This window comes from Affinundibacterium flavidum, from assembly GCF_014284175.1.
GTDB classification, from domain to species: domain Bacteria; phylum Pseudomonadota; class Gammaproteobacteria; order Burkholderiales; family Burkholderiaceae_D; genus Undibacterium; species Undibacterium flavidum.
Genome location: NZ_JACOGA010000004.1, coordinates 90,753 through 112,809 on the forward strand (window position 1 = coordinate 90,753; position 22,057 = coordinate 112,809).

General features: G+C 46.3%; 23 protein-coding genes. 9 read left to right on the top strand and 14 right to left on the bottom strand.

The annotated features are described in order from the left end of the window. The first annotated feature begins 36 nt into the window (after positions 1–36). Complete coding sequence (locus H8K55_RS05280) at positions 37–1,929, top strand: potassium transporter Kup (RefSeq protein ID WP_186941036.1); 1,893 nt, start codon at positions 37–39, stop codon at positions 1,927–1,929. A gap of 127 nt (positions 1,930–2,056) precedes the next feature. On the opposite strand, the gene H8K55_RS05285 is transcribed toward H8K55_RS05280, so the two are convergent. Next, a complete protein-coding gene (locus tag H8K55_RS05285; protein WP_230408490.1) occupies positions 2,057–2,773 on the bottom strand; it encodes a hypothetical protein in 717 nt (238 codons plus the stop codon). Positions 2,774–3,019: 246 nt separating this feature from the next. Continuing rightward, complete coding sequence (locus tag H8K55_RS05290) at positions 3,020–3,412, bottom strand: DUF2845 domain-containing protein (protein WP_186941037.1); 393 nt, start codon at positions 3,410–3,412, stop codon at positions 3,020–3,022. A 383-nt stretch (positions 3,413–3,795) separates the two neighbouring features. On the opposite strand from H8K55_RS05290, the gene H8K55_RS05295 reads away from it, so the two are divergent. Further along, positions 3,796–4,185, top strand: a complete 390-nt coding sequence (locus H8K55_RS05295; RefSeq protein WP_186941038.1) for a MarR family winged helix-turn-helix transcriptional regulator — start codon at positions 3,796–3,798, stop codon at positions 4,183–4,185. A gap of 33 nt (positions 4,186–4,218) precedes the next feature. On the opposite strand, the gene H8K55_RS05300 is transcribed toward H8K55_RS05295, so the two are convergent. From H8K55_RS05300 to H8K55_RS05325, 6 genes are all read right to left on the bottom strand, one after another. Continuing rightward, positions 4,219–4,722, bottom strand: coding sequence for a GNAT family N-acetyltransferase (locus H8K55_RS05300; protein ID WP_186941039.1), 504 nt, complete (start codon positions 4,720–4,722; stop codon positions 4,219–4,221). A gap of 127 nt (positions 4,723–4,849) precedes the next feature. Then, positions 4,850–5,182, bottom strand: coding sequence for a hypothetical protein (locus H8K55_RS05305; RefSeq protein WP_186941040.1), 333 nt, complete (start codon positions 5,180–5,182; stop codon positions 4,850–4,852). A gap of 99 nt (positions 5,183–5,281) precedes the next feature. Further along, positions 5,282–5,794, bottom strand: a complete 513-nt coding sequence (locus H8K55_RS05310) for a GNAT family N-acetyltransferase (RefSeq protein WP_186941041.1) — start codon at positions 5,792–5,794, stop codon at positions 5,282–5,284. 119 nt (positions 5,795–5,913) lie between these two features. Beyond that, entirely contained in the window at positions 5,914–6,462 is a 549-nt protein-coding gene (locus H8K55_RS05315; protein ID WP_186941042.1) for a hypothetical protein, read from the bottom strand. A gap of 28 nt (positions 6,463–6,490) precedes the next feature. Beyond that, a complete protein-coding gene (locus H8K55_RS05320) occupies positions 6,491–7,174 on the bottom strand; it encodes a hypothetical protein (RefSeq protein WP_186941043.1) in 684 nt (227 codons plus the stop codon). A gap of 199 nt (positions 7,175–7,373) precedes the next feature. After that, on the bottom strand, positions 7,374–8,264 hold the full coding sequence (locus tag H8K55_RS05325) for a LysR family transcriptional regulator (protein ID WP_186941044.1): 891 nt from the start codon (positions 8,262–8,264) through the stop codon (positions 7,374–7,376). Positions 8,265–8,553: 289 nt separating this feature from the next. On the opposite strand from H8K55_RS05325, the gene H8K55_RS05330 reads away from it, so the two are divergent. Further along, positions 8,554–9,606 carry a pre-peptidase C-terminal domain-containing protein gene (locus H8K55_RS05330; RefSeq protein WP_186941045.1) on the top strand — a complete coding sequence of 351 codons (1,053 nt, stop codon included), beginning with the start codon at positions 8,554–8,556 and terminating at the stop codon, positions 9,604–9,606. A gap of 154 nt (positions 9,607–9,760) precedes the next feature. Here the strand turns inward: H8K55_RS05330 and H8K55_RS05335 are convergent, their stop codons facing one another. Next, complete coding sequence (locus tag H8K55_RS05335) at positions 9,761–10,582, bottom strand: class I SAM-dependent methyltransferase (RefSeq protein WP_186941046.1); 822 nt, start codon at positions 10,580–10,582, stop codon at positions 9,761–9,763. A gap of 262 nt (positions 10,583–10,844) precedes the next feature. On the opposite strand from H8K55_RS05335, the gene H8K55_RS05340 reads away from it, so the two are divergent. Further along, positions 10,845–11,663, top strand: coding sequence for an alpha/beta hydrolase (locus H8K55_RS05340; protein WP_186941047.1), 819 nt, complete (start codon positions 10,845–10,847; stop codon positions 11,661–11,663). 74 nt (positions 11,664–11,737) lie between these two features. On the opposite strand, the gene H8K55_RS05345 is transcribed toward H8K55_RS05340, so the two are convergent. Beyond that, positions 11,738–12,628 (bottom strand): alpha/beta hydrolase, encoded by an 891-nt coding sequence (locus H8K55_RS05345; RefSeq protein WP_186941048.1) that lies wholly within the window; start codon positions 12,626–12,628, stop codon positions 11,738–11,740. A 226-nt stretch (positions 12,629–12,854) separates the two neighbouring features. Between H8K55_RS05345 and H8K55_RS05350 the strand changes: the two genes are divergently transcribed. The 3 genes from H8K55_RS05350 to H8K55_RS05360 all read left to right on the top strand — a co-directional run bounded on the left by H8K55_RS05350 (position 12,855) and on the right by H8K55_RS05360 (position 16,813). After that, positions 12,855–13,583, top strand: a complete 729-nt coding sequence (locus H8K55_RS05350) for a hypothetical protein (RefSeq protein WP_186941049.1) — start codon at positions 12,855–12,857, stop codon at positions 13,581–13,583. Between the two features lie 369 nt (positions 13,584–13,952). Next, positions 13,953–14,417, top strand: a complete 465-nt coding sequence (locus H8K55_RS05355) for a 2OG-Fe(II) oxygenase (RefSeq protein ID WP_329604999.1) — start codon at positions 13,953–13,955, stop codon at positions 14,415–14,417. Between the two features lie 293 nt (positions 14,418–14,710). Then, the gene (locus H8K55_RS05360; RefSeq protein ID WP_186941050.1) at positions 14,711–16,813 is read left to right on the top strand and encodes an SPFH domain-containing protein; all 2,103 of its coding nucleotides are present in this window, start codon (positions 14,711–14,713) and stop codon (positions 16,811–16,813) included. Between the two features lie 83 nt (positions 16,814–16,896). Here H8K55_RS05360 and H8K55_RS05365 read toward each other — a convergent pair whose 3' ends face one another. Beyond that, entirely contained in the window at positions 16,897–17,352 is a 456-nt protein-coding gene (locus H8K55_RS05365; protein ID WP_186941051.1) for an Lrp/AsnC family transcriptional regulator, read from the bottom strand. A 165-nt stretch (positions 17,353–17,517) separates the two neighbouring features. Here H8K55_RS05365 and H8K55_RS05370 point away from each other — a divergent pair, with 165 nt between their 5' ends. Continuing rightward, a complete protein-coding gene (locus tag H8K55_RS05370) occupies positions 17,518–18,027 on the top strand; it encodes a hypothetical protein (RefSeq protein WP_186941052.1) in 510 nt (169 codons plus the stop codon). A 158-nt stretch (positions 18,028–18,185) separates the two neighbouring features. Here H8K55_RS05370 and H8K55_RS05375 read toward each other — a convergent pair whose 3' ends face one another. Further along, positions 18,186–19,184 carry a hypothetical protein gene (locus H8K55_RS05375; protein ID WP_186941053.1) on the bottom strand — a complete coding sequence of 333 codons (999 nt, stop codon included), beginning with the start codon at positions 19,182–19,184 and terminating at the stop codon, positions 18,186–18,188. A 476-nt stretch (positions 19,185–19,660) separates the two neighbouring features. Here H8K55_RS05375 and H8K55_RS05380 point away from each other — a divergent pair, with 476 nt between their 5' ends. Further along, positions 19,661–20,131 carry a hypothetical protein gene (locus tag H8K55_RS05380; protein WP_222612374.1) on the top strand — a complete coding sequence of 157 codons (471 nt, stop codon included), beginning with the start codon at positions 19,661–19,663 and terminating at the stop codon, positions 20,129–20,131. A 262-nt stretch (positions 20,132–20,393) separates the two neighbouring features. Here the strand turns inward: H8K55_RS05380 and H8K55_RS05385 are convergent, their stop codons facing one another. Both H8K55_RS05385 and H8K55_RS05390 read right to left on the bottom strand, forming a co-directional pair. Next, the gene (locus H8K55_RS05385) at positions 20,394–20,894 is read right to left on the bottom strand and encodes a hypothetical protein (protein WP_186941055.1); all 501 of its coding nucleotides are present in this window, start codon (positions 20,892–20,894) and stop codon (positions 20,394–20,396) included. 218 nt (positions 20,895–21,112) lie between these two features. Then, the gene (locus H8K55_RS05390) at positions 21,113–21,781 is read right to left on the bottom strand and encodes a hypothetical protein (protein ID WP_186941056.1); all 669 of its coding nucleotides are present in this window, start codon (positions 21,779–21,781) and stop codon (positions 21,113–21,115) included. Positions 21,782–22,057 lie beyond the last annotated feature (276 nt).

A 22,057-nucleotide genomic window follows, 5' to 3' on the forward strand; every position in this document is an offset into this window, starting at 1 on the left:
GACAATAAGCACCTGTTCAATTTTTGTCAGGTTTTTATGAGTTCAACATTTGAAAATGATCACCCCCAACGCGAAAGTGTAGCGGCACTGACCTTAGGTGCTCTCGGGGTTGTCTATGGTGATATCGGCACCAGTCCGCTATATACAATGAAAGAAATTTTTAGCCCGCACACTGGCGTGCCGCTGGATGCGCAACATATTATCGGGGTGGTATCCGTGATATTTTGGGGCTTAATGACGGTTGTGACGCTCAAATATGTCACCCTGATTTTACGTGCAGATAATCGCGGTGAAGGTGGGATCATGGCCTTAACCGCATTAGCGAGTAAAGCGGCGGGTAGCACCCATGGTCGTCGAGTTGCCTTGCTCTTAATCGGCGTGTTGGGAGCTGCTTTATTTTACGGCGATAGCGTGATTACGCCCGCGATTTCAGTACTTAGTGCGGTGGAAGGTTTAGAGGTAATCTCACCGCAATTCAAACCCTATGTGTTACCGATTTCAGCCAGCGTTTTGCTAGCACTATTTGCGATGCAACGCTATGGCACTTCGGTTGTCGGCAAATTATTTGGACCAATTATCGTACTATGGTTCGGCGCATTGGCGATTGTTGGCATTCATCAAATTGCGCAAGAACCAGCGATTCTATTGGCTTTAAATCCTGTGCACGCAATTGCATTTTTGTGGGCGCAGGGTGCACATGTGTTCATCGTCGTTGGCTCTGTGGTATTGGCATTTACCGGTGCCGAAGCGCTGTATGCAGACATGGGGCACTTCGGTAAAAAACCGATACGTCTGGCGTGGACTGGTTTAGTCTTGCCCGCACTGGCTTTAAATTATATGGGGCAAGGAGCACTACTGATGCATGATGCGAGTGCTATCGACAATCCTTTCTTCCAATTATTCCCTGATCAGTTATTGGTTCCCGCGGTCATCTTAGCCACCCTGGCGACCGTGATTGCATCACAAGCCGTGATCTCTGGTGCATATTCGATGACCAAACAAGCGATGCAACTTGGCCTCTTGCCTCGTATGCGAGTGCACTTCACTTCCGTCAAAGAAATCGGTCAGATTTATATTCCTAGCGTGAACTGGATTTTATTAGCAGGAGTGTTGTTAACGGTGCTTGGCTTTGGCAGTTCCTCCGCGATGGCAGGCGCTTACGGCATTGCGGTCACAGTGACGATGTTGATCACCACTTTATTGACCTTCTTTGTGGTCAGACACGGTTGGCGCTATCCTTTGCCGCTGGCATTGGTAGCGACTGGCGTATTCCTCGCTTTGGATACCTTGCTGGTGATTTCTTGTTCCTTAAAAATCATCGATGGCGGTTGGTTCCCATTGATTTTAGGTGCGCTGATCTTCACCGTCATGGCAACTTGGCGTCGTGGTCGCGAATTACTGATTACGCACATACAACAAGATGATCCTGAACTGCTACCTTTCATCACCGCCTTATCCGCAGACAATATGCATCGCGCCGCCCGTACGGCCATCTATGCGGTTGCCAATCCTGATACGGTGCCACAAGCGTTGATGCATAATCTCAAACACAATCAGGTGCTGCATGAACGCAATTTGATTTTGACGGTAATCTTTCATGACGTGCCATGGATAGAAGACAAAGAGCGAGTACAGGTCGAAGAGTTGGTGCCAGGGTTTTGGAAGGTCAAAGTAAATTACGGTTTTAAAAACGAACCCGATTTGCCGAAAGCCTTAGAACTCTGTGAGCAACATGGTCTGCCTATCAATTTATTCGAGACCTCGTATTTTCTTAGCCGTGAAATTGTGGTGCCCACCAGAGGTACGGGCATGGCACATTGGCGTGAACTATTGTTCGCCTTAATGTCACGCAACTCACGCAGCGTGGTTGACTTCTTTCACTTGCCGAATAATTGTGTAATTGAACTCGGAACGCGCGTGCAGATTTAAGCTTGGCACATTGAAGAGCCTTGAGGGATCGATGCGCGTATGCCCGCTGCATCGATCTCGCGCTAGTTCGCTGAGTAGTTATAGCAGCATCAACGTATCAATGTTTATCGCTTCTATCGTTTTCTGATTATGGAAGGATGGAGTCCGACTGCAACGTGATTCCAATAGATACAAAACGCGCATTCTGGCCTTGCCCCGTGCGATTTCCATAGCTCGCGCTGAGCTGCAGGCGATCCGCGATTAGAGCGTGCCGGATACCAAATTGAAATTCGGATTTACCATACTGTTGACCAAAAACTTCCGCGCTTAATGCAGTCTTTTCTGTCCATTTCAATTCAGTTCCTATGCCCCAAGACGCGGCATTTTGTTTGAATGTTGCTGTCCTCACCCAGCCCACATTAGTATGGACGAGTACTCTGTCATCACTGAATGACCAACTGACAGGCACCCGTGCATACAGATCCCCATTAAAGGTTTGATGAGGGTCAAACTGATTGCCTATCACAAGTCCTGCACCCCAACCGTTAATGTCCAGAGGCTTAAACACAGTCTTCGCTTGTATCTGTGCTCGCTTATTGGTTCTGATGTCGTCGTAGACTACTGCACCGCCGAATGCTAATTCAAGATTTCCCGTAAAATTGCATGCTGGCACCGCCCAGTATTCAAAACCACGATAATTTTTTTGACGCCAAGATTCTATTTGGCAGGATTGGTATGCCACGATTCCTGCGTCATCGACGATCATGGGACGTCCGGCCTGCGCCAAACTCGCCCAAGCGAGTGCAGAAAAGCCAACTAACAATCGAGATACGATCTCAGAACTTCTACGAAAAATGTGCTGCATGTTCATTTTTTCCTAAAGCCCGCAATAGTAAACGTGGCTTGGCCCAAATCGCTCGTTATATTAAATCCCGACACTAAACATTCAGACTATTCGGATGAAGGTCGGTCGCAACCAAACGCGGTGCAGCGCTGCTGCAGTAGAGAGATTAATGGGGAAAAATGACAGCTTCAAGTCATAGTCGACGGATGTCATCCGCAAGGCACTATTGCTGAAACTTAGGTTGGAATAAATTTAGGTATGTCAAACCTATTGACCATAGCTCAAATCTTGTATCGACTTCAAGCGTCCATCTTCAAAAACCAGCAATTGCATGAAGCGTTGCGGACCAAAGTTATAGACCCATTCTTCAATCTGGATCTCAACTTCACGTTCGTAGTCAACACCGTTGCGCGTCACTTGAGGTGGTGTCGCAGGTGCGGGTTGGAGGTTTGAGTTACTTTGACGGACACCAAGTCTCCGACGTTCGATGCGCTGATCGCGGGTCATGGGATTGCCGCATTTTTGTATGATCTCCGCTTTATGCATGCCGACATCAATCACATAGGTATTACAACGGAAAGCAAGTGCCTGCGCTGCGTTGGATATACCAAATCCAGCTATGAGAACGCTAAGTAGCGCTACGGGAAGATGTCGTTTCATAGAGCAACTCAAAAAGAAAGGAGATCGTCAGAGATATTCTGATGTTTGGGGCGAGATGCGAGTCATTTGGAAAAAAGTTTCGAACAACAGCTGCGAACATATGCGAATCTTTAAATAAACGTTTGAAATCACACTATGGTTGACTGCTCAATGTTGACGGCAAAATACAAACACTAGCAAGACTAGCGAGTTTGGCTACATCAATGTCAGCACCAAAAATAACGTAAAAAAAGAATAGCACTACACATCGCAACACATCAGCCAGCGAACATACTTGACAATTCAAGCATAAATCAATCACCATTCAAACACTGCTTAACTTTACTTATAGGTGCAATGTGAACGACACAACTTCAACAATTTCCCCAGCTTTGCAACTTCTTATGAATCTGGCATCCGTACAGGCCCAAATGCTGAGAAAAATCGACGCCCAACTCAGCGCACATGGCATCAGCTTTACCGAATTCTTAGTCATGCATCACTTATACCAGGCACCCAACTACACTTTGCGCAGAGTAGATTTAGCAGATTGTGTCAGCCTTACCGCGTCAGGTGTCACGCGCTTGTTGTTGCCGATGGAGAAAATTCACTTGATCGAGAAAGAGCAAAATCCCCGCGATGCGAGAGTCAGCTTGGTCAAGCTTTCGGATACTGGTATCGAGCTACTGCGAGATGCGCTGGCCAGTCTGAATCATGGTACGGAAAATCTGACCCGTGGCATCGATGACACGCAAATCGAGCAGCTCAATCAATTGCTGACATCGATGAGATAAGGCTGTAAAAATCCGCGTCAAAGTAATAAAGCATCACAGTACCAAGCGATAACGCAAACTGGGATCCGCGCCGTCTTTACCCGGCAACTCGCCATGCGCGTGCAAGCCAAGTTTTTCCAACACGCGGATGGATGCGACATTTCTCGCCAATACTAAGGCGTGTAAATCTTTAAAACGATGTAGCTCTCGAAAATGGGTGATGGCGGCACTGGCAAATTCAGTCGCATAGCCATTGCCCCACGCGGCGGGTGTAAAGCGATACCAAAGATTAGGCAAACATTCGCCGGAAAAGTCACGCATGCTGACCCCACCACAACCGATCAACAGTTCGGGAGCATCGCGCAATGCAATCATCCACGGACCAAAATCATGCGCCTGCCAATGAGCCATCCATTCATGCAACATCGCTCGCGTATCATCGAGTGAAGTCGGGACAGCGAGCGGACTCAGTGCAGCGGTACGTGGATCAATATAGAGATCATGCACAAGATCCAAATCAGATAGCTGCGGTAAGCGGCACAGTAAACGTGTTTGCATAAAATTTTCTCGATCAAAAAAATGTGCAGTCAGCAGCGTCCTAGCAATTACGACTTAAGCACCCGTTTCAAAAATTTTTATTCGAATCGAAAGAGCCGACTTCTCGTGCAGGGCAACCGTACAAACTTTATAGAAATCGTCCAAAAGCCCAACGCACGAATCGCACACCCACAAAACCGCACAAACAAGCGGATGCAAATACGACCGCAATCAACGGTAACATCGTCAACGCAGAGCTTCCATCTATCAAGAGAAAACTCACCAGTCCTGACAGTAGCAAAGCGAGTAATGCACCAAACACAAATTGGAAATAGCAAGGCCGAAACCAAGCAGACAGCGCGCTAAGAAAAAAAGTGCACCAAAAGCCTGCGTTCATGTCGGAGCTGATCGCCGCCACGGCAAGAAACACTGCGAAACTCAATGCGCCATGAAGAGAAGGATGGAGGAGAAAAGTGCGCATGAGTAGTTAATAACTTATTGAATAGCTTGGAAAATAAATTGATGGCTAAGTTTCGGACTCAGGCATTGAATGAAATCAATCCGGTCTTCACCCAGTCAATTAATCAAAATCGATTGCATACAATTTCAATTCTCTGTTGCCATCAGGATGCATCATTATTTTTTCTAAATACATACCAGATTTTTCTAACAGCGCAGATGAACGATCATTATCAAGACGCGTCGTTGCCAATACCCTCGGCAGATGCAATTGATGCTGCGCATAATCGAGCGTCGCCATCGCTGCTTCTATGGCATACCCCTGCCCACCGTACTCGGGCAGAAAGGCGAAACCGATATCGGCATGCTCAAGATAATCGCGCTTAGCCAAACCGCACATGCCAATGGCGATACCTGTTTCTTTCAACTCCACCAAATAAAAACCATAACCAAGTCGCGCATAGTTTGCCATCGCCCCCAGCAAAATATAGTTGCGCGCCTCCTCCAGCGTACGCACACCACGATCCCCGATAAAGCGTAACCACAAGGGATCGTTAAGCAAGACAAGCATGAAGGCGGCGTCATCGACCGTCATCTGACGCAGGATCAAGCGCGGCGTTTCCAAGATTTTCATGAATCACAAGACCTAAAATTGATCAGTAAAGAAAAAATGAGCCGAACAATTGACAGGCAATTGCCACAGCCCAATATGCACATGCTTTCAAGCTTCCGAACTAATACATTTTCAAATGGCTACGTGTCGTCGCCATCTCGCAAAGGTGAATACAACCACTCGAAGGCATTATTTACCGCGTCTTCGTCATTGTCGAATTCGATATGGTAGTGATGGCAGTGTGGGGCAGAAATATTAATCTGCCCTTCGACAAAACCATTCTTCTTAAGTATTGCCGCGAATGAATCAATCGGGCCATAGGCGTAAATAAAATTATGCTGGTCAAATATAAACTGGCCTTTACCCAATACAGATGAGACCCACAGATGCTGCCTACCGTCTTGCTCAAAATAGTCCTGGTGCTTATATAAGAATAGCTCAAGCTCATCATATGAAAGTGGATAAGGAGACTGATATCGACCAGACTCCTTACCTAAGCGAGATACAAGCAAAACATGTAAAACACCAAATTCTCCGCCTATTTCCTTACAGAACTCAAGAATCAAAGGAATCTCTTTTGACTTGCATCCTATACGTAAGCGAGAAAAGCTAGGGTATTCCTCTCTCTGATAGAGATCATTCCAACGCAGTTCAGTTTGATTTTCTAAATCACTAATTTTGAATAACATATATCTCTATTTTGGTAATCGCACCTAATCATTGCGACTTGATATCGACCTTATCTTTCAACGCATTTTTCAATTGCATAGTCTCGTCATACATAGTCTCAAAGTCCACCAGATTCAGTGTCATTCTCCACACAATTTGTGGTTTCGGCCCCGGGCTCATCGCCAGTCGTACCGCGCGTTTGCAGCTGGCATAATTGTCTATGGTCGCTGAATAATTGATTTGCAAACCCGCCGCCGCTTCACATTGTGTCAATGGTGTCGAGTCTTTGCCAGCACGTTTTTCTACCCATGAGGCTTCAGTAGTACCACGCACGGCAGCCGGTGTACCGTATTTCGCCGACATATTTTTTACTAAGTCGGGGACCAAAACTTCTACGTTAAAACGTTCACTACGACTAAGTGCGACGACTTTGGAAGTCACTGGACTAAAAGCCACCATCAAAAAATCGGGCTCTAAATTTCTACCATCTTTTTTGTAATGCGCGGTAGCGATGCGCTCGGGCAAACCTGCTTCCGCCTTGAACGTACTCTTGCGCCAAAAATAATAACCTTCGTTTTTTAGTGCCAATTCCATCTCGGCTTGCGTCGCACCAATCTTTACACCGACGGTTTCCATACCTTTGACCGTGGTTTGCGCTTGAGCAAAATTCGCATAACTTGAAAACGCGACAAATGCAGCAAATATAGAATGCACCAGTTTTTGTTTGAACATATATATCCAATGAAATTTAAGTAAATGTGGTAACTTATTGAGGTAACTTATTGAGGCAACTAAATGAGCTTAGACAAAATCCGAGTCAAGGATCTCACAGCATTTTAATGCCGTTTGCATTTAATGCGTTTCATTTTTTCAAGATCAAGATTAATAAAGATACCTGAGAGAATTGCTGTTGGACAATGCACTCAACTAATTACCAAGCAGGTTGAGCAAATTGCAGCACCAGAAAATCAAGCAAGGCGCGCACCGCCGGAGATAAATGACGACGCGAAGGATACAAAGCATAGATATGCATACTGGGTGGATGCCAGTCGGGCAAGACCAGGCTGAGTTTGCCTTGCTTCAGGTATTCATTCACCAAGAAAGTTGGCTGCATCGCGATCCCTCCGCCCTCTAAAGCGTAGCGCAAAACCACAGAGGTTTCATTTGAGCTCAGATAACTGCAAATGGCGATCTCCACATGCTGTTCTGCTCGCGTTAAATGCCATACACACTTACCAAAATTGGCATAACTCAAACAACGATGTTCAAGTAGATCCTGTGGCTGTTGCGGTAGCCCAAATTGTTCCAGGTAGCCAGGTGAAGCGACCAGCACAGAATCACATACCGCTAAACTACGTGCCACCAACATAGGATCGGGCGTGTTACTGACACGAATCGCAATATCAATACGTTCTTCAATCAGGTTAACAACATCGTCACTCGCGCTCAAATCAATTTTCAAATGCGGATGCTGGCTGACAAATTTTGTGAGAATGGCTGCCACATGCGTTTGTCCTAAGGCGACGCCGCAAGTCAGTTTTAATTGACCACGTAGTTCATGTTTTTGACTAGCGCTTTCTTCTTCAATTTGTTCCACCAAACTTAACAAATGACGGCTGTGTTGCAATAAGGCTTCTCCTGCCTGTGTGATGCTGACGTGACGTGTGGTCCTTTGCAAGATGCGTGCGCCCAACCAGCTTTCCAAGACGTCGATGTGACGCGTCACCATCGCGCGCGACATCGCCAGCTTTTTTGCGCTCAGGCTAAAGCTGCCGCTCCGTGCTACCTCGGTAAATACTAGCATCGCCGTCAGTCTATCCATGATACCTAGCCATGATTTCTATCCACGATTTGCAAGAAATATGAAACAAACATGTTCAGTATAACTTATATTTATTTGTAGTCATTTTGTTTACGATGTGATTTCGTAGCGAAATGAAGACACTAGCTTGTATTGATATAAAAAAGCGGAGGGTGTCTCCATGTCTTTACGAATATTCCACTGGCAATGAATCAACAATATGCGTTTCGCCAAATAGGAAAAACGCCATATTCAACTCACTGCCGCTGATAAACATCATTACTAATATAAAACATTAAAGAGACAAATCATGACGATAGAATCAAATCAAAGGCGTAAAGCCCTACAACTTTTCAGTGCCAGTTCCTTGTTCGCGGTAATGGGTAAAGACGCCACGGCTGCTACCTGTAAAATCAATAAAGAAAGTACCGCTGGCCCTTACCCCAATGTCAGCCTGCTCAATCGCAAAGATTTGCGGGCAAACACGAGTGGTAATACCGCACTCAAGCCCGGCGCACTACTGACCTTAAGGATCCGCTTGGTCGATGTCGCAAACGGCTGCGCGCCGATTAAGAACGCCGTAGTCGACATTTGGTCGGCAGATGCAAAAGGCGTGTATTCAGGTTATGCGGCATTTGGCACACAAGGTCAGGATTTTTGTCGCGGCTATCTCAAAACGGATGCGAATGGCGTGGTGGAGTTTGACACCTTATTTCCTGGTAGTTACAGTGGCCGTGCAATTCATATTCATGTGGCGATTCAAGGCTCAGCCGCACGTGTCAGCCCGAATGCCAGCGGCGCCAGCTTAGCCAGCGTCTTTGTCTGTCAACTGTACTTTAACCGCACTACCGTCAACCAAGTGTTTAGCAGTAATCCCATCTATCAACAGGGTGCACCGATCACACCGAATGAATCCGATAGCATCTATCTCAACGAAGGCGGCGCGGGCTATCTGGTGAATGTCACGCAAAGCGGTAGTAATTACATTGGTGACGTAGAAATCGGCGCAACCCGTGCGGCTGTCGGCAACCCTAAAGATGATACGCCACCGGTTGCGACGCCCATTGCCAATGGCGAAATCGTGAATATTGCACTCGCGACCAATGCCAGCAAGCTGTTTGCTATCACTCTGCCGACGGCCAAGAGTTCACTGAGCTTTAAGTTATCAGGCGGTACCGGCGATGGTGATCTGTATGCGAAATTAAACAGTGCACCAACCATCAGCGACTACACCAAAAAATCGGATGGACAAACCAATGCGGAAGTCATCACTTTTACTAATCCTGTTGCAGGCACCTACTATCTATTGGTGAACGCGTATGCAACAGTGAGTGGTGCCAAATTGACCGCCAGCACGACTTAAAGAACTGAGCTTCACTGCAGGGGAATTGGCTAGTAACACGGTTCTGTACTTTGCTACAGAACCGTGTTGAACAGTTTCAAACTGATAGCTCGAAGTTCAAAGTTCAGAGCTTATTCGGAACTTATTCGGAACTTATTCGGAACTTATTTGGAGCTTAAGGCTTCACAAACTTCAAAGTCATGCGATCGCTTTCACCGATGGCGGCGTAACGTGCGCGATTATGGTCTCCATTCGCGAATGAAGGCGGTAATGACCACACGCCATTGTGATAGTCGGCCAGATCTTTAGGATTAGCATTGACTTCGGACTTCGCTGCCAATTTAAAACCCGCTTCTTCCGCCAGACGAATCACATAGGATTCATGCACATAACCGCCACGCGCATCCGGCGCTTGACGCATACCTGCTGGCAAACGGTGATCGACCACACCAAATACACCACCCGATTTTAAACTAGCGAAAACGGCTTTAAATGCAGCGCGCACATCTTCATCGCCTTTGCTCACCCAATTGTGCACATTACGGAACGTCAGCACCATGTCGATACTGCCGTCTTTAGCAAAATCAAATTTTTTCTTCGATGGTTGAAACACGCCCATCTTTACCTTGCCGTATACCGCAGGGTTTGAATCTAATAATTTCTTAAACAAGCGGGTATAAAAACCTTCTTGATCTTCTGTTAAAGGATCGCCTGCACCAATCAAAGTGCCATTGGTACGCAGGTATGGCGCCAGAATTTCTGTGTACCAACCACCTTCCGGCACCAATTCTACGACCGTCATGTTTGGCTTAATTCCAAAGAAACTTAGGGTTTCGTAGGGATGTCTGGCGGGGTCACGGGTCACATTATCTTTATTACGAGTAGGTGCTGCGACCGCGGCTTTTAGTGCTGCATCTTCTGCATGAGCAAGTGTCGGTGTCGCGAAACTAGTGGCTGTTGCGCTGGCAAACAGGATGGCGTAGATCCATTTTTTCATGAATGTCCTTTGGTATTTTTTCGTTTAGATTTGACCTTGATAAGAAGTACTTCTGCCATAGCGGCTCTTCCAATGTCAAACGACATCATAATGCAATTTATATCTGCGTAGATTTTTTGTTACGTGAGGTTTGAGATTTTTTCTGCACCAGCTTTTTAGAGTCTTTGTACTTTGAAGCGGTCTTGCCTTCGCTGTTATGATCGCTAATGATCGCTACAAGCAATTCGCCACCCGTCTCCCCTCATCATCGCGAGGAAGTCCCATGAGCCAACTACACCGCCTGCTGCGCAAACCTTTCTTCGGACGTTTTGAAGTGCCTTGGATCTGGCCTGGCGATACCGACCAAACGACTTGGGAACGGGTACGTTTTCGGAGCACTAATGGCGCGCATTTACAAGGTTTATGGGGCGCCGCATTCAATTCAGAAACTAACAAAGCGACAGCGACTTTGGTGCTTGCGCATCCCATGGGCAAAGCGGCGAAAGGCTTCTGGCTGCGCTACGGACATGCTGATTTATTCCGACAAGCAGGTTTCAATGTTTTGGTATTTGATGCTAATGGATTTGGCGAAAGTGAAGCTGCGTCTTTCGATTATCCGGCCGATATACTCGCTGCCGGCATCTGGGCACAGCAGCGCCACTCTGAATTGAAAGTTGGTTTAGTCGGCGCGTCATTCGGCGCAGGCTGGGGTCTATGCGCTATGGCACGCGATGGCAGTCCGTATCAAGCGGCCGTACTCGAAGCTGCCTTCCCCACGCTGCCGGAATTTTGGAAGCATTATCCAGTCGCTCATGCAGCACTGCGCATGTCACAAATCGTCTGGCCCAGTTTGGAACGCAATCTGAGGCCAGAACGACAAGCGACGTTGGTGAAGAATAATCCGGCAGTGCTACTAATCTATGGCGATGCCGACATCTATACGCCACCGAGTCACGGCGAACGCCTGCAACGGGCGTTTAGTAATGCAGCAAGCGCGGAGTTGATGGTGTTAGCTGGCGTTGATCACACCTTTGCGTATCGGGATGCGGGGGAGGCTTACCGGTCTCGTGTTTTACCATTTTTGCAGAACGCTTTAGCATAGACAGCGTGCGTCTTATCGTTCAATTTTGACCAATATGGCTAGGCCGCTACGTACGCGTTCTAGCCATATTTAACTCAACCTAGCTTTTGAATAAAATTACAGTACATCGTCCTCACTTGCGGATCTTTGTTCAAGGCGCTGTGCGTGCCATTCGGTACCATATAATAATTTTTGTCTTGACTTGGCATGCTCTCAAACAATTTGCGGCCTAATTCGGCTGGCGTTGAGACGTCATTTTCACCAGTGATCACCAAGGCTTTTCCTATAAAGGCAGAAACAGCGGCTTGGTTATCGACTGTTTTCAAATTATCGGACACTGTCACTGTGACAAAAGGCCGGTAATACCAAGGAATTCTCGCATTAATTAATTCGTAGGGATTCGTGCTACTCCCTTCTAACACCAGACCATCAACCGGACGATTCGCAGCAATATAGCCGGCCATAAAACTTCCCAATGAGAATCCATAGACCACGAGTTTTCCTTGCGTCTTAGCCCGAACATGATCATAAATACGCAAGGCATCTTCCTTCAGTACATGGACGTCTGGTGCGCCATTGCTGCGTCCATAACCACGATAATCAAAGGTGGCGAAATTCGCCGGACAAGCCGCATACAAATTCGATAGGAGCGGACCGTTTTCATCGACGTGCGTCAAATTTCCACCAAAATATAATACGGTTGCTTTGGCTTCAGGCTGCGTAACACTCACGCCCTTGATCGTCACATTCCCCTCTTTTATTTGCGTGGCATCTGCACCTGATGCCTGCACGAGAATTGCTTCTTCTTTCAGCTGCGCCTGCGGCAACACTTTGTTCAATTTTTCTGCATCAAATACGGCTTTGGTTTTATAGCCGGTCAAATTATCTGGACGAATCAAATCTGAATCTTTCACCGCAACATTTTGACAAGCAGTTAAGCCCAAACTGAGGCTGCCCACACCAGCCAACACAAGTAATTTACGCATAATGTCTCCAATTGTTTTTTTCATCTATCGTTGCATCGTCTCTTAACTTTGCTATTCTCGATAAGCGCAAGCATTATTCCAATATTTTTCTTTTTATTCAAGATCTTGGTTTATTGATGCACCAGCCATCGCACACTAGCCTATAATCCGTGTGACAACCACACGCAATCCCGCTGCGATTTCTTCGCAAAGCGTTTCACATCACCCGTCTGCAAAGAGCATTTCCATGAACGACAAAGAATTAGCCTACCGTGCTACGCTGTCAGAAGCCTGTGTCTGGCTACAAGCACAAACGGGCAGCACATGGAACCTATCTCGCTTAATAGAAAATGGGATGACGCCTTATGTCTGGTTAGACTATGACGCGCAATATCCTGAATTATTCGGTGATGCGAATGGCGGTTTTGCGGCACCCATATTTTTTCAAGATGACACGCAAAGATTAGCCGCTGGTAGCGAAGACGTTCTGATTACGATGACGAAAGATGCCGATAAAATTGCGATCCAGTTGCCACCGCCGGGTATCCGCGCTCCATTGGCTGATCTACGATTTCTGCGTAAAGATTTAAATCGCCTAGTAGCGAAAATAACGCAAATAACGCAAACGAAGAAAGATACCTTATCGGTCAAAGTGCAAAAAACGGAAGTAACAGAATCTCAAGACGGCATCACGCAAGCGCAAGTCTTATTCGCTTTTAGTGGCTTAGTTAAATTTAATTTAGAAAAGGCCTTGATGAGCGGCGAAGCAATTTTTGGTGATGAAGGGGCGCGCATAAAACGTAGTGCGAAGGGGGCGAAAAGCAAATGGCTATGGCATCCCGTCACGCTGGCTTTAGGATTAAATGATGGCTATCGCGTCCCTATGTCGCGCCTGAAACGCGTGTTCACAGAGCATGATTTTTTAACCCCGTGGGTCGAGCAATGGAATCACACTTTGGCACTCTTAGGAGAATAAGTGTGCATGGAATTAGCTGCAAAAATTAAAGCAAAGATCAAACGAACAATGTACTGAAAGTTGTAGAAAAACGAAATACCAACTTCCCTCTTTCTTGGGTCTATACGATGCACATGCACGATTATTTACCCCTACAAGAGGCACGCCATTCCGTACTCGATTCCCCCTGCTGTTCCAACTGCTATTCCAACTGCTATTCCAACTGCTATTCCAACTTCTGCTCCATTCATAACGGAGGCCAGTTTTCCAACACTATGCGATAACTTGATCCAGCATGGCTGGTCTCAGCACAACCTATTTTTAACGCACGAACTGAGTGCGATCCTGGCATCGGAATGCCGCACCCTACACACAGCAAACATGCTAAGCGTGGCACGCGTTGGAGGTCATCAGCAGGTAGGTCTGCATACGCAACTACGCAGTGACCAGATCGCTTGGCTGGAAGCCGGTCAATCGCTCGTGTGCGACGCCTATCTAGTGATGATGGAACAACTGCGCGTCTACCTGAACCAAAGTCTGTATCTGGGCTTAGATAACTACGAAACGCATTTTTCTTTCTATTCTCCGGGAGCGTCTTACAGCAAGCATCTGGATCGTTTTCACAACGATGATGCACGCGTGATTTCAGTTGTGATCTATCTCAATGAAAATTGGTGCATAGAGCAAGGAGGTGCACTTCGCCTGCATCCTCATCAACTGCCAACACTAGACATTGCACCGATAGCTTGCCGTATGGTGGTGTTTCTCTCGGCGGAGATGCTGCACGAAGTCCTACCCGCGACGCGGGACAGGATGTCTTTGACCGGATGGTTTCGACGACGCTTAAGTCCTTGATGATTTCAAAATCTTTTACAGTGTCCGTTGATGATGTATTCATAGACGTTCACACACCTCCTGCAATTCCTCAAAAGATACTCCAAGAAAACAGCAGCAAGCTTCTTCACATTATTCAAGTAAAACCGGCTGGTTAAAAATTCGAAAATTTGCCATTGTTGAAAATATTTCAATTACTATACTGCTTCAACGAACCACAAAAACTAGCAACCGAACAAGCTAAAAATAATTATCTTGAAGTCGCGAAGTCTGTGGACTCGTTAACATCCAAATGAAGATTAAAGGGGTAAATAATGAACGGTTTAGAAAATGTGAGTGCATTGCCTTGGTCGTACTCATGGATTTTGGTTTTGGTTTTACTCGTCATCGCCTGGCGCAGAGTGCTTTGGTTTTTTGGGGTCATTATCATCCCCGACAATATGATAGGTCTGGTGACCAAGAAGTTTGTTTTATGGGGCGAGCATAAAGATCTGCCACCGGGCAAAATCGTCGCCTTAAGCGGCGAAGCGGGTGATCAGGTCGATACGCTGGCGTCTGGCGTGCATTACGCTTTATGGCCGTGGCAATACACGGTCGTGAACGCAGAATTGACGATCATTCCTGAAAATTTTATCGGCGTCGTTGAATCCCGTGACGGTAGCCCATTGAATGATGGTGACATCATCGGCCAGCATGTCGATTGCGATATGTATCAAGATGCGCGCGCCTTCTTGACCGGTGGCGGTCAGCGTGGCCCGCAAGGTTTGGTCATGCCTGAAGGCTCATACCGCGTCAATACTTTACTCTTTCGTGTGACCAAAGAACCCGTCACCTCTATCGAAAAAAACCAGATCGGTATCGTCGAAGCGCATGGTGGATTCCCGATTCCAAATGGTCGCGTATTAGCTCGTCATGTCGAATCAAATATGTTCCAAGATGCACAAGCTTTCTTAAGAGGCGGCGGTGAACGCGGACCGCAAATCTCGGTCGTACCGAATGGTCAGTATCGTATCAATCCGCGTTTGTTTAGCGTGAAAGCTGTGAATGTCATCGACATTCCAGACAATATGGTCGGCGTGGTCACCACCAAAGAAGGCGCACCACTGAATACCGGTGAAATTGCCGGTAAAGAAATCGCGAATCACAATATGTTCCAACACGGACAAGCTTTCATCGATGCGGGTGGCTATAAAGGCTTGCAAGAACAAGTCATCCTTGCTGGTCGTTACTTTATCAATCCTATGTTCGCGACCGTAGAAATCGTCGAAATGACCAAAGTACCCATCGCGAATGCGGGTGTCGTCATCGCCTATGTCGGCGGCGAAGGTGAAGATGTGACCGGTGATAGTTTTAAACACGGCAATCTGGTCAGAAAAGGTCAAAAAGGTGTGTGGGTAGAACCGCTAGATCCGGGCAAATATCCTATCAATCCTTACACCCATAAAGTCGAATGCGTACCAACTGCGAACGTGGTGTTGAACTGGGCGACTGGCAAAACCGAAGCACACAACCTCGACAAAAATCTGTCGACAATTACGGTGCGTAGCTCTGACGGTTTTACGTTTAACTTGGATGTATCACAGATTATTCACATCCCCCGCACCGATGCACCGAAAGTCATCGCGCGCTTCGGTAATGTCGCGAGTCTGGTCACGCAAGTATTGGAACCCACTATCGGCAATTACTTCCGCAACACGGCACAAGGCTCGGATGTGATCGACTTTCTAAAAGGCCGCGCACAACGTCAATCTGATGCTAAAAATCGCATTGCTGAAGCGCTGCTTGAATACAATGTGATGGCGGTCGACACCCTGATCGGTGACATATCTCCACCTGATGCTTTGATGAAAACGCTGACCGATAGGAAGATCGCCGAGCAAGAACAAGTCACGTTCAAAACACAGCAATTGGCACAAGTCGCACGCAAAGAATTGGCGCAAGCTCAAGCGATTGCTGACACCCAATCTAAAGTGGTGGCGGCTGAACGTGAAGTTGAAATCTCACAATTCGCTGCGAGCGCGATGGTGAAAAAAGCCGAAGGTGATAAGAATGCCCGCGTCTTAAATGCAGAAGGCGATGCGCGTTCCAAAATCGTCAACGCCGAAGCGGATGCGCAAGTGTTTAGCGTAGTCGGCAAAGCCAAGGCTGAAAATACCCTGGCAGTCGGTACTGCGGAAGCCGAAGTCATACAACGCAAAACCACGGCGGTCGGACAAAGCAATTACGCCTTGATCGAAGTTGGCAGAGCATTGGCAGAAGCGAAGATTCCTTTGGTACCGCACATCATCGCCGGTGGCAATGGCGCGGAAGGATCTGGTTCTTTGGTGAATGTATTGTTGGCTAATTTGGTTAGCCAAAATTTGGCGAATGCTGGTAAAACAATTGAGCCTGTGGCGACAAGTAGTGTAAAAAACTAGACCTTATTTGTGATGAAAACGGTGAGTATCCTGACTCGCCGTTTTTCAGAATAATTCAGAATAATTCAGAATAATTTTCCGCCTTACCATTTAATCTGATCAGCGGGTAAATACCCTCTTCCCTCAAACTGCGTTGACAACACAATCGCTGTCTGCGTTCTACCAATTTTTCCCAGCGATTGAATAAGGCTTTGCAAATGTTCCGGAGCAGCTACCGCGACACGAATAAGCGCACATTGTTCACCTGTCGTCGCGTACACGGCAAGCACTTCCAGATGCTGGCTTGCCCATTTGTCTAAATCATCATGCGAATCTAAGGTAATATTGATCAAGGCCTCAAAACTATAGCCTAGGGCACGTAAATTGACCTGTGCCGCAAATCCCTGTATCACTTGTGCTTCTTCCAAACGACGCACCCGTTCCGCCACCGCCGGCGAAGTCAGATGAATCCGACGACCAATTTCTGAATAACTCAAACGCGCATCCGCCTGCAACAATGACAGAATCTTTCTGTCATAACTATCGATTTCTAATTTCAAAGTAAACCTCGCAAATAAACTTCAATTGTGCCTGTTCACGGTCGCGAACACTTTCAAATTCACATGGTGGTCTGACATCCACCACACTATCATAGAGCACTCAAAACTATGTCACAGATTCATCAGCGCGCATACTCATCGATAATAATAGAAAGTAAGATAAACATGAAACCAACCACAAAACACCATAACGGTTCTTCAATCAAAGTTGACCGAAACGCACAAGCAGGCGACTTTGATTTTCTCTCGGGACATTGGAAAATTCAACATCGTCAACTCAAATCTAGTCAGCCAGAAGTCTGGGATAGTTTCGAGGGAGAAGCCAGTTGCTGGTCTATCTTAAACGGCACCGTTAGCATAGAAGAACTACGGATTCCAGCGCGCGATTTTAGCGGTATGGGCTTACGTATATTAAATCAGGAAAAACAAGTCTGGTCGGATTTTTGGATGAATGCCAAAAGAGGCATACTCATGACCCCGGGTGTAGAAGGTTGCTTCCATGAGGGGCGTGGCGTGTTTATTGAAGAAAGCCAAGAGGGTGAGCAAAGCACTCAAGTGCGGGGCGTGTGGGATAACATTACAGCCACCACTTGCCGCTGGCAACAAGCCAGTTCTAATGATGGCGGTGAGACCTGGCAAACAAATTGGGTAATGGATTGGGTAAGAGAGGCTTGATGCCTTTGATGCGCCTTGAATTATCCTGCTGCTGACCACATCAGCTGGAACCCGCATCGTGATACCCGATCAAACCCGAGATGCGATGAGACTTGCAAGTTCAGAGTTGGCGGCAATGTTTTTGCTCTCTGCAAACTCAAGCCGCCTCTTTGATGCAATTAAAACTGCGGCTTATTCGCCCGCGCTTTTTCTTCGGCTTCACGTTTTTGCTTCAGGTATTCGGCCTGCAGCGAGTTCATCGTGTTCACATCACGAATCAGTGCAGGGGAATACATCAGCATGGTGTAGCTTTGAATCAAGTCTGTATTCGATTGCATGTAAGCACTGACCGTCAGCGCTAACGCACAGGTGTTACGAAAATTATTTGGGATGGTCACAGAATCCGTAATCGGTACATGCATTGTGTACGGCAGCGAACCACAAGGTCCCGATTTGGAATCCAAATTATGCGATGCATATTGCTGACCATTCATTCCATAAGACCAAGCAAAATGCGGGTAATTGGCACGATTACGTTCAGAGATAAGCGTATTCGGTGCATCGTATTTTTCAAATAAGGCTTTTTTGAAAGTTTCCAATAAAAGCGGTTGATCTTTCGGCAGTTCGATATGGCGATTAACCAGCCAAATGTTGCCTGCCTCGTTAAAATACACCGTAAACTGATCCGTCGGTATCGTGTTCGCAGGGCCAGCTTTCGCAGTCACCCCGCGATAATTATTCACCATAATCTTCAGAGTTTCTACGCGATAAGCTGGATTGAGCTTTTTGATGAGCGGTAAAGCATCATTCACATTCATTCCTAAGCTGATACCACCAATTTCTGGCTTGCGAATAGACCCAGCAAACTTAACAAAAGAATTCGAATCCAGCAGCAAACCCGGCGAACCTGGGATAGGCATCCCATCCAATTGCACAACGCCTTCTTTGACAGGAGTAGACCCTATTGGAGTAGACCCTATGCTGCCAGCGGTGGTCGATGTGCCTGTTGATGTGGCAGACTGTGTTCCCGCAGTTTGTTCTGGCTTAGACGCACTCTGCTGCCCTTCTTTGACACTATCTTTAATGATCTTCTTAAGACTAAATCCAGACGACTGCGCGCTGACATGAACAGGTAATAATGCAAGACCTGCTAAAAAAAGTGGGGCTATAATTTTCATGAGTAGATTCAAGTAGATTAAGAAATTACGACCGAAATAACGGTGTTTGCACCTTATCCATGAGACGTTTCTTCCAAGTGCGTTTGGGCATTGTATGAGAAATTATCTAATACACCAATTTATTTTGATAACTACAGAATTGAATACCTAATTACGGCTAATGTCGATATATAAGTCTAAGTAAAAATCACGATAAAAATCGTATGACTGGCCCAACCCGCGTCGCTAGAATTTTCAAAATGCTGCTATAAAAATTTGGTATAAGAAAAATATTTGAACGATAAATCGCTGAAGTGCTTTGTAGCACAAGATGTTTCTGCTCTGCATGATTAAGGTCTATAGGCTTATTGGCACTTCGCGTGAAATCCACCTTATAATGCACGCCCTTGTTCACGCACTTAATTGAGTCAATCGTCTTTATGTACATCACCAAAAATTTCTCGCGATACACACTAATATCACTCACAACATTTTTAATGCTCTCTGCCTGTGGTGGAAATTTCAACGATAAACTTGGTGAAATTCTCAATGAATCAAAAATTCTTTCCGTTAATATTACGCCGAACCCTATACCAAAACCGAATGTCAATACGCCTACGCCATTCTCAATAAAAGTTAAGGTGGATATCACAAGCGTATTCGATGTCATCACGGTGAACCTGAAGAACCCTGCCAACTCAGACCAGTATTCTTTGTTGGCTTATCCTAGCCCGTGCATGACATCTAGTAGTGCATGTGGCGTGACCACATATGAGATTCTGTGTGATTCTTATATCGCAGAAAATAACAGCACATTGAGAACATTATCCTGTGGTGACATGAAACGCGCAGTAACATTGCCTCCCGGTACTCACCCTATGCTACTTGAAGTACGTCATTTAGACATATTGGGAGGTTTTTCAAAGTTCGCCGACGATTCCACAACGGTGAATTTGCTCATTCAATAAACTAGAGGCCGCAAAGTAAGGCGCGATACGTTGCGCTTTACCCATTTATTGGATTTTCGGAATTTATCATGCGCTAGAAACCTTGAGCTAAACACACACAAAAAGTGATAGGCATGCAATTGGTAAATCGTAAGGCAGATGCAACCACGCCGCCAGAATTTTCAAAATGCCGTGATGATAATTTGAAACAAAAGAAAATATTTGGACTATAAATCGTCGAGGTCGATTTACAGCGCGGGTTGCACCCGCCCTCATGAATGAGTTAGTCAGTATAGTCTACGCCACGACAGCCGTTGCGAAGCTCATAATTCAAGTCTTTAGAAATATTGACTTCATCTGACATCAAATCAATAGGAAAAATCATAGGAATTCTCTTCCACTGATTTGACTTCGAAATCATAATCAATCCCCCCTCAATGCACTTCGCCTTTACGCCAGCTTGACTTTGAATCACAATTTCAAAGTCGCCCGTACGTTGTGCTTTCTCCTGCTTGACGCTAGTGACCCGATCAAACGGTGAGCAAAATCGTTCAGTATCAGAAAGAGAAGAAATCACGAAGCAATCATAGAAATTGCCTAAAGGTGTTTTCTTGCTTTCGACTTTAGAAATAACAAAGTAATCGTGTGAAGCACCTGTGCATGCACCAGCAAAGATCGCGCCACCTACTGCGCGCTTGACTTGGTCGTCGGTTTTCGCGTCTGCAATATCGACGACATCTTTTTGGTAGATTTCTGAGCAATAAATGCTGTTTGGTTTTAACAAATCCGTTGCCTCAACGTTTGAGACGCAACACAGCGTGATGCATAAGCAGAGAAATAGTCGGATCATGTTTAGTCGAAAATGTGTTTGATTCGTAATTGTAAAACGGCTGCAACCCGCGCTGCCAGAATTTTCAAAATACCGCGATTGTAATTTGATGCGAGAGAAAATATTTGAACGATAAATCGTTAAGGTGATTTGCGGCGCGGGTTGCACCCACCCTATCTTGCTGGCTCGAATAGTTCTATCGAATTTTCCTCAAATAAAGCATCATCATCCCAACCAAATTCGACGAAAATGAAGCGATTTTTCGATTCCTTTGGATGATATTCAAAATAGCGAGTACCTTGTCCTGCTCCGTAGGAACCACAACCAAAATCTCGTGGAAATTGTTGTAGGCCTCTCTCAATTCTTCGTCGATAAGAGCTCGGCCTCGGGATCAACTCCAACAACACCTTCCCTCCAGCTTTGTCGTCGCTCAAGAACTTCGCTCTGATTCGGTGACGAAGACCAAAATCGACAGGCTCACAAAACTTACGGGCCGATACCTGGGCGCGTCGTACCGATCTATAGCGCTGCCTTCCTTCGAATTCGAGTTTAGCAATCACTTGCTCACGAATCGCGTCTTCTATTGATTGATTCTCAGGCTTCGTAAAAACTTTAATCAGATAGTGACTACCGAATATCACATCATCGCCTAAACGATGTTGCATTATCCAATCATCTTTCTGTCGCAACTCCCATTGGTCTTGCGAAGGATCACAGCTCTTGTAGTTAATTCTCACGCCCAAATCTCGAAACTCGTATGCTTTCCAGGTACAACCAGCTCCGGCGTCACGCAAGCGATTTTGCGCAGTACTGCTGCCAGTGTAGGCTAGAGAAAGGAGCAAGAAGAAAAAGGTTGTGATTACCCGACGAGATCTCATAATAGGCGCAGGTGAATAGATAATTGATTCAAAACCCGAAGCGTATCACGAAGCAATCAAGACACAAATGACGAGGCACAGCGTAAGGCGGGTTGTGCACGACGGAGCAATATGTCGATATTGCGTTTGCCAACTAGCGTCATGACATGCCGGAAAATTCAATTAGCGGGATACAGAGCTAGGCGCTTCCCGCAGCAATACTGAAGTATTGCGAGGATAAGCAACGAAGCTATGTGCCCG

Bases quoted from the DNA above. Each gene is read 5' to 3' on its own strand.
- H8K55_RS05280 (WP_186941036.1), top strand. From the start codon at position 37: ATGAGTTCAACATTTGAAAATGATCACCCCCAACGCGAAAGTGTAGCG.
- H8K55_RS05285 (WP_230408490.1), bottom strand. From the start codon at position 2,773: ATGCAGCACATTTTTCGTAGAAGTTCTGAGATCGTATCTCGATTGTTA.
- H8K55_RS05290 (WP_186941037.1), bottom strand. From the start codon at position 3,412: ATGAAACGACATCTTCCCGTAGCGCTACTTAGCGTTCTCATAGCTGGA.
- H8K55_RS05295 (WP_186941038.1), top strand. From the start codon at position 3,796: ATGAATCTGGCATCCGTACAGGCCCAAATGCTGAGAAAAATCGACGCC.
- H8K55_RS05300 (WP_186941039.1), bottom strand. From the start codon at position 4,722: ATGCAAACACGTTTACTGTGCCGCTTACCGCAGCTATCTGATTTGGAT.
- H8K55_RS05305 (WP_186941040.1), bottom strand. From the start codon at position 5,182: ATGCGCACTTTTCTCCTCCATCCTTCTCTTCATGGCGCATTGAGTTTC.
- H8K55_RS05310 (WP_186941041.1), bottom strand. From the start codon at position 5,794: ATGAAAATCTTGGAAACGCCGCGCTTGATCCTGCGTCAGATGACGGTC.
- H8K55_RS05315 (WP_186941042.1), bottom strand. From the start codon at position 6,462: ATGTTATTCAAAATTAGTGATTTAGAAAATCAAACTGAACTGCGTTGG.
- H8K55_RS05320 (WP_186941043.1), bottom strand. From the start codon at position 7,174: ATGTTCAAACAAAAACTGGTGCATTCTATATTTGCTGCATTTGTCGCG.
- H8K55_RS05325 (WP_186941044.1), bottom strand. From the start codon at position 8,264: ATGGATAGACTGACGGCGATGCTAGTATTTACCGAGGTAGCACGGAGC.
- H8K55_RS05330 (WP_186941045.1), top strand. From the start codon at position 8,554: ATGACGATAGAATCAAATCAAAGGCGTAAAGCCCTACAACTTTTCAGT.
- H8K55_RS05335 (WP_186941046.1), bottom strand. From the start codon at position 10,582: ATGAAAAAATGGATCTACGCCATCCTGTTTGCCAGCGCAACAGCCACT.
- H8K55_RS05340 (WP_186941047.1), top strand. From the start codon at position 10,845: ATGAGCCAACTACACCGCCTGCTGCGCAAACCTTTCTTCGGACGTTTT.
- H8K55_RS05345 (WP_186941048.1), bottom strand. From the start codon at position 12,628: ATGCGTAAATTACTTGTGTTGGCTGGTGTGGGCAGCCTCAGTTTGGGC.
- H8K55_RS05350 (WP_186941049.1), top strand. From the start codon at position 12,855: ATGAACGACAAAGAATTAGCCTACCGTGCTACGCTGTCAGAAGCCTGT.
- H8K55_RS05360 (WP_186941050.1), top strand. From the start codon at position 14,711: ATGAACGGTTTAGAAAATGTGAGTGCATTGCCTTGGTCGTACTCATGG.
- H8K55_RS05370 (WP_186941052.1), top strand. From the start codon at position 17,518: ATGAAACCAACCACAAAACACCATAACGGTTCTTCAATCAAAGTTGAC.
- H8K55_RS05375 (WP_186941053.1), bottom strand. From the start codon at position 19,184: ATGAAAATTATAGCCCCACTTTTTTTAGCAGGTCTTGCATTATTACCT.
- H8K55_RS05380 (WP_222612374.1), top strand. From the start codon at position 19,661: ATGCTCTCTGCCTGTGGTGGAAATTTCAACGATAAACTTGGTGAAATT.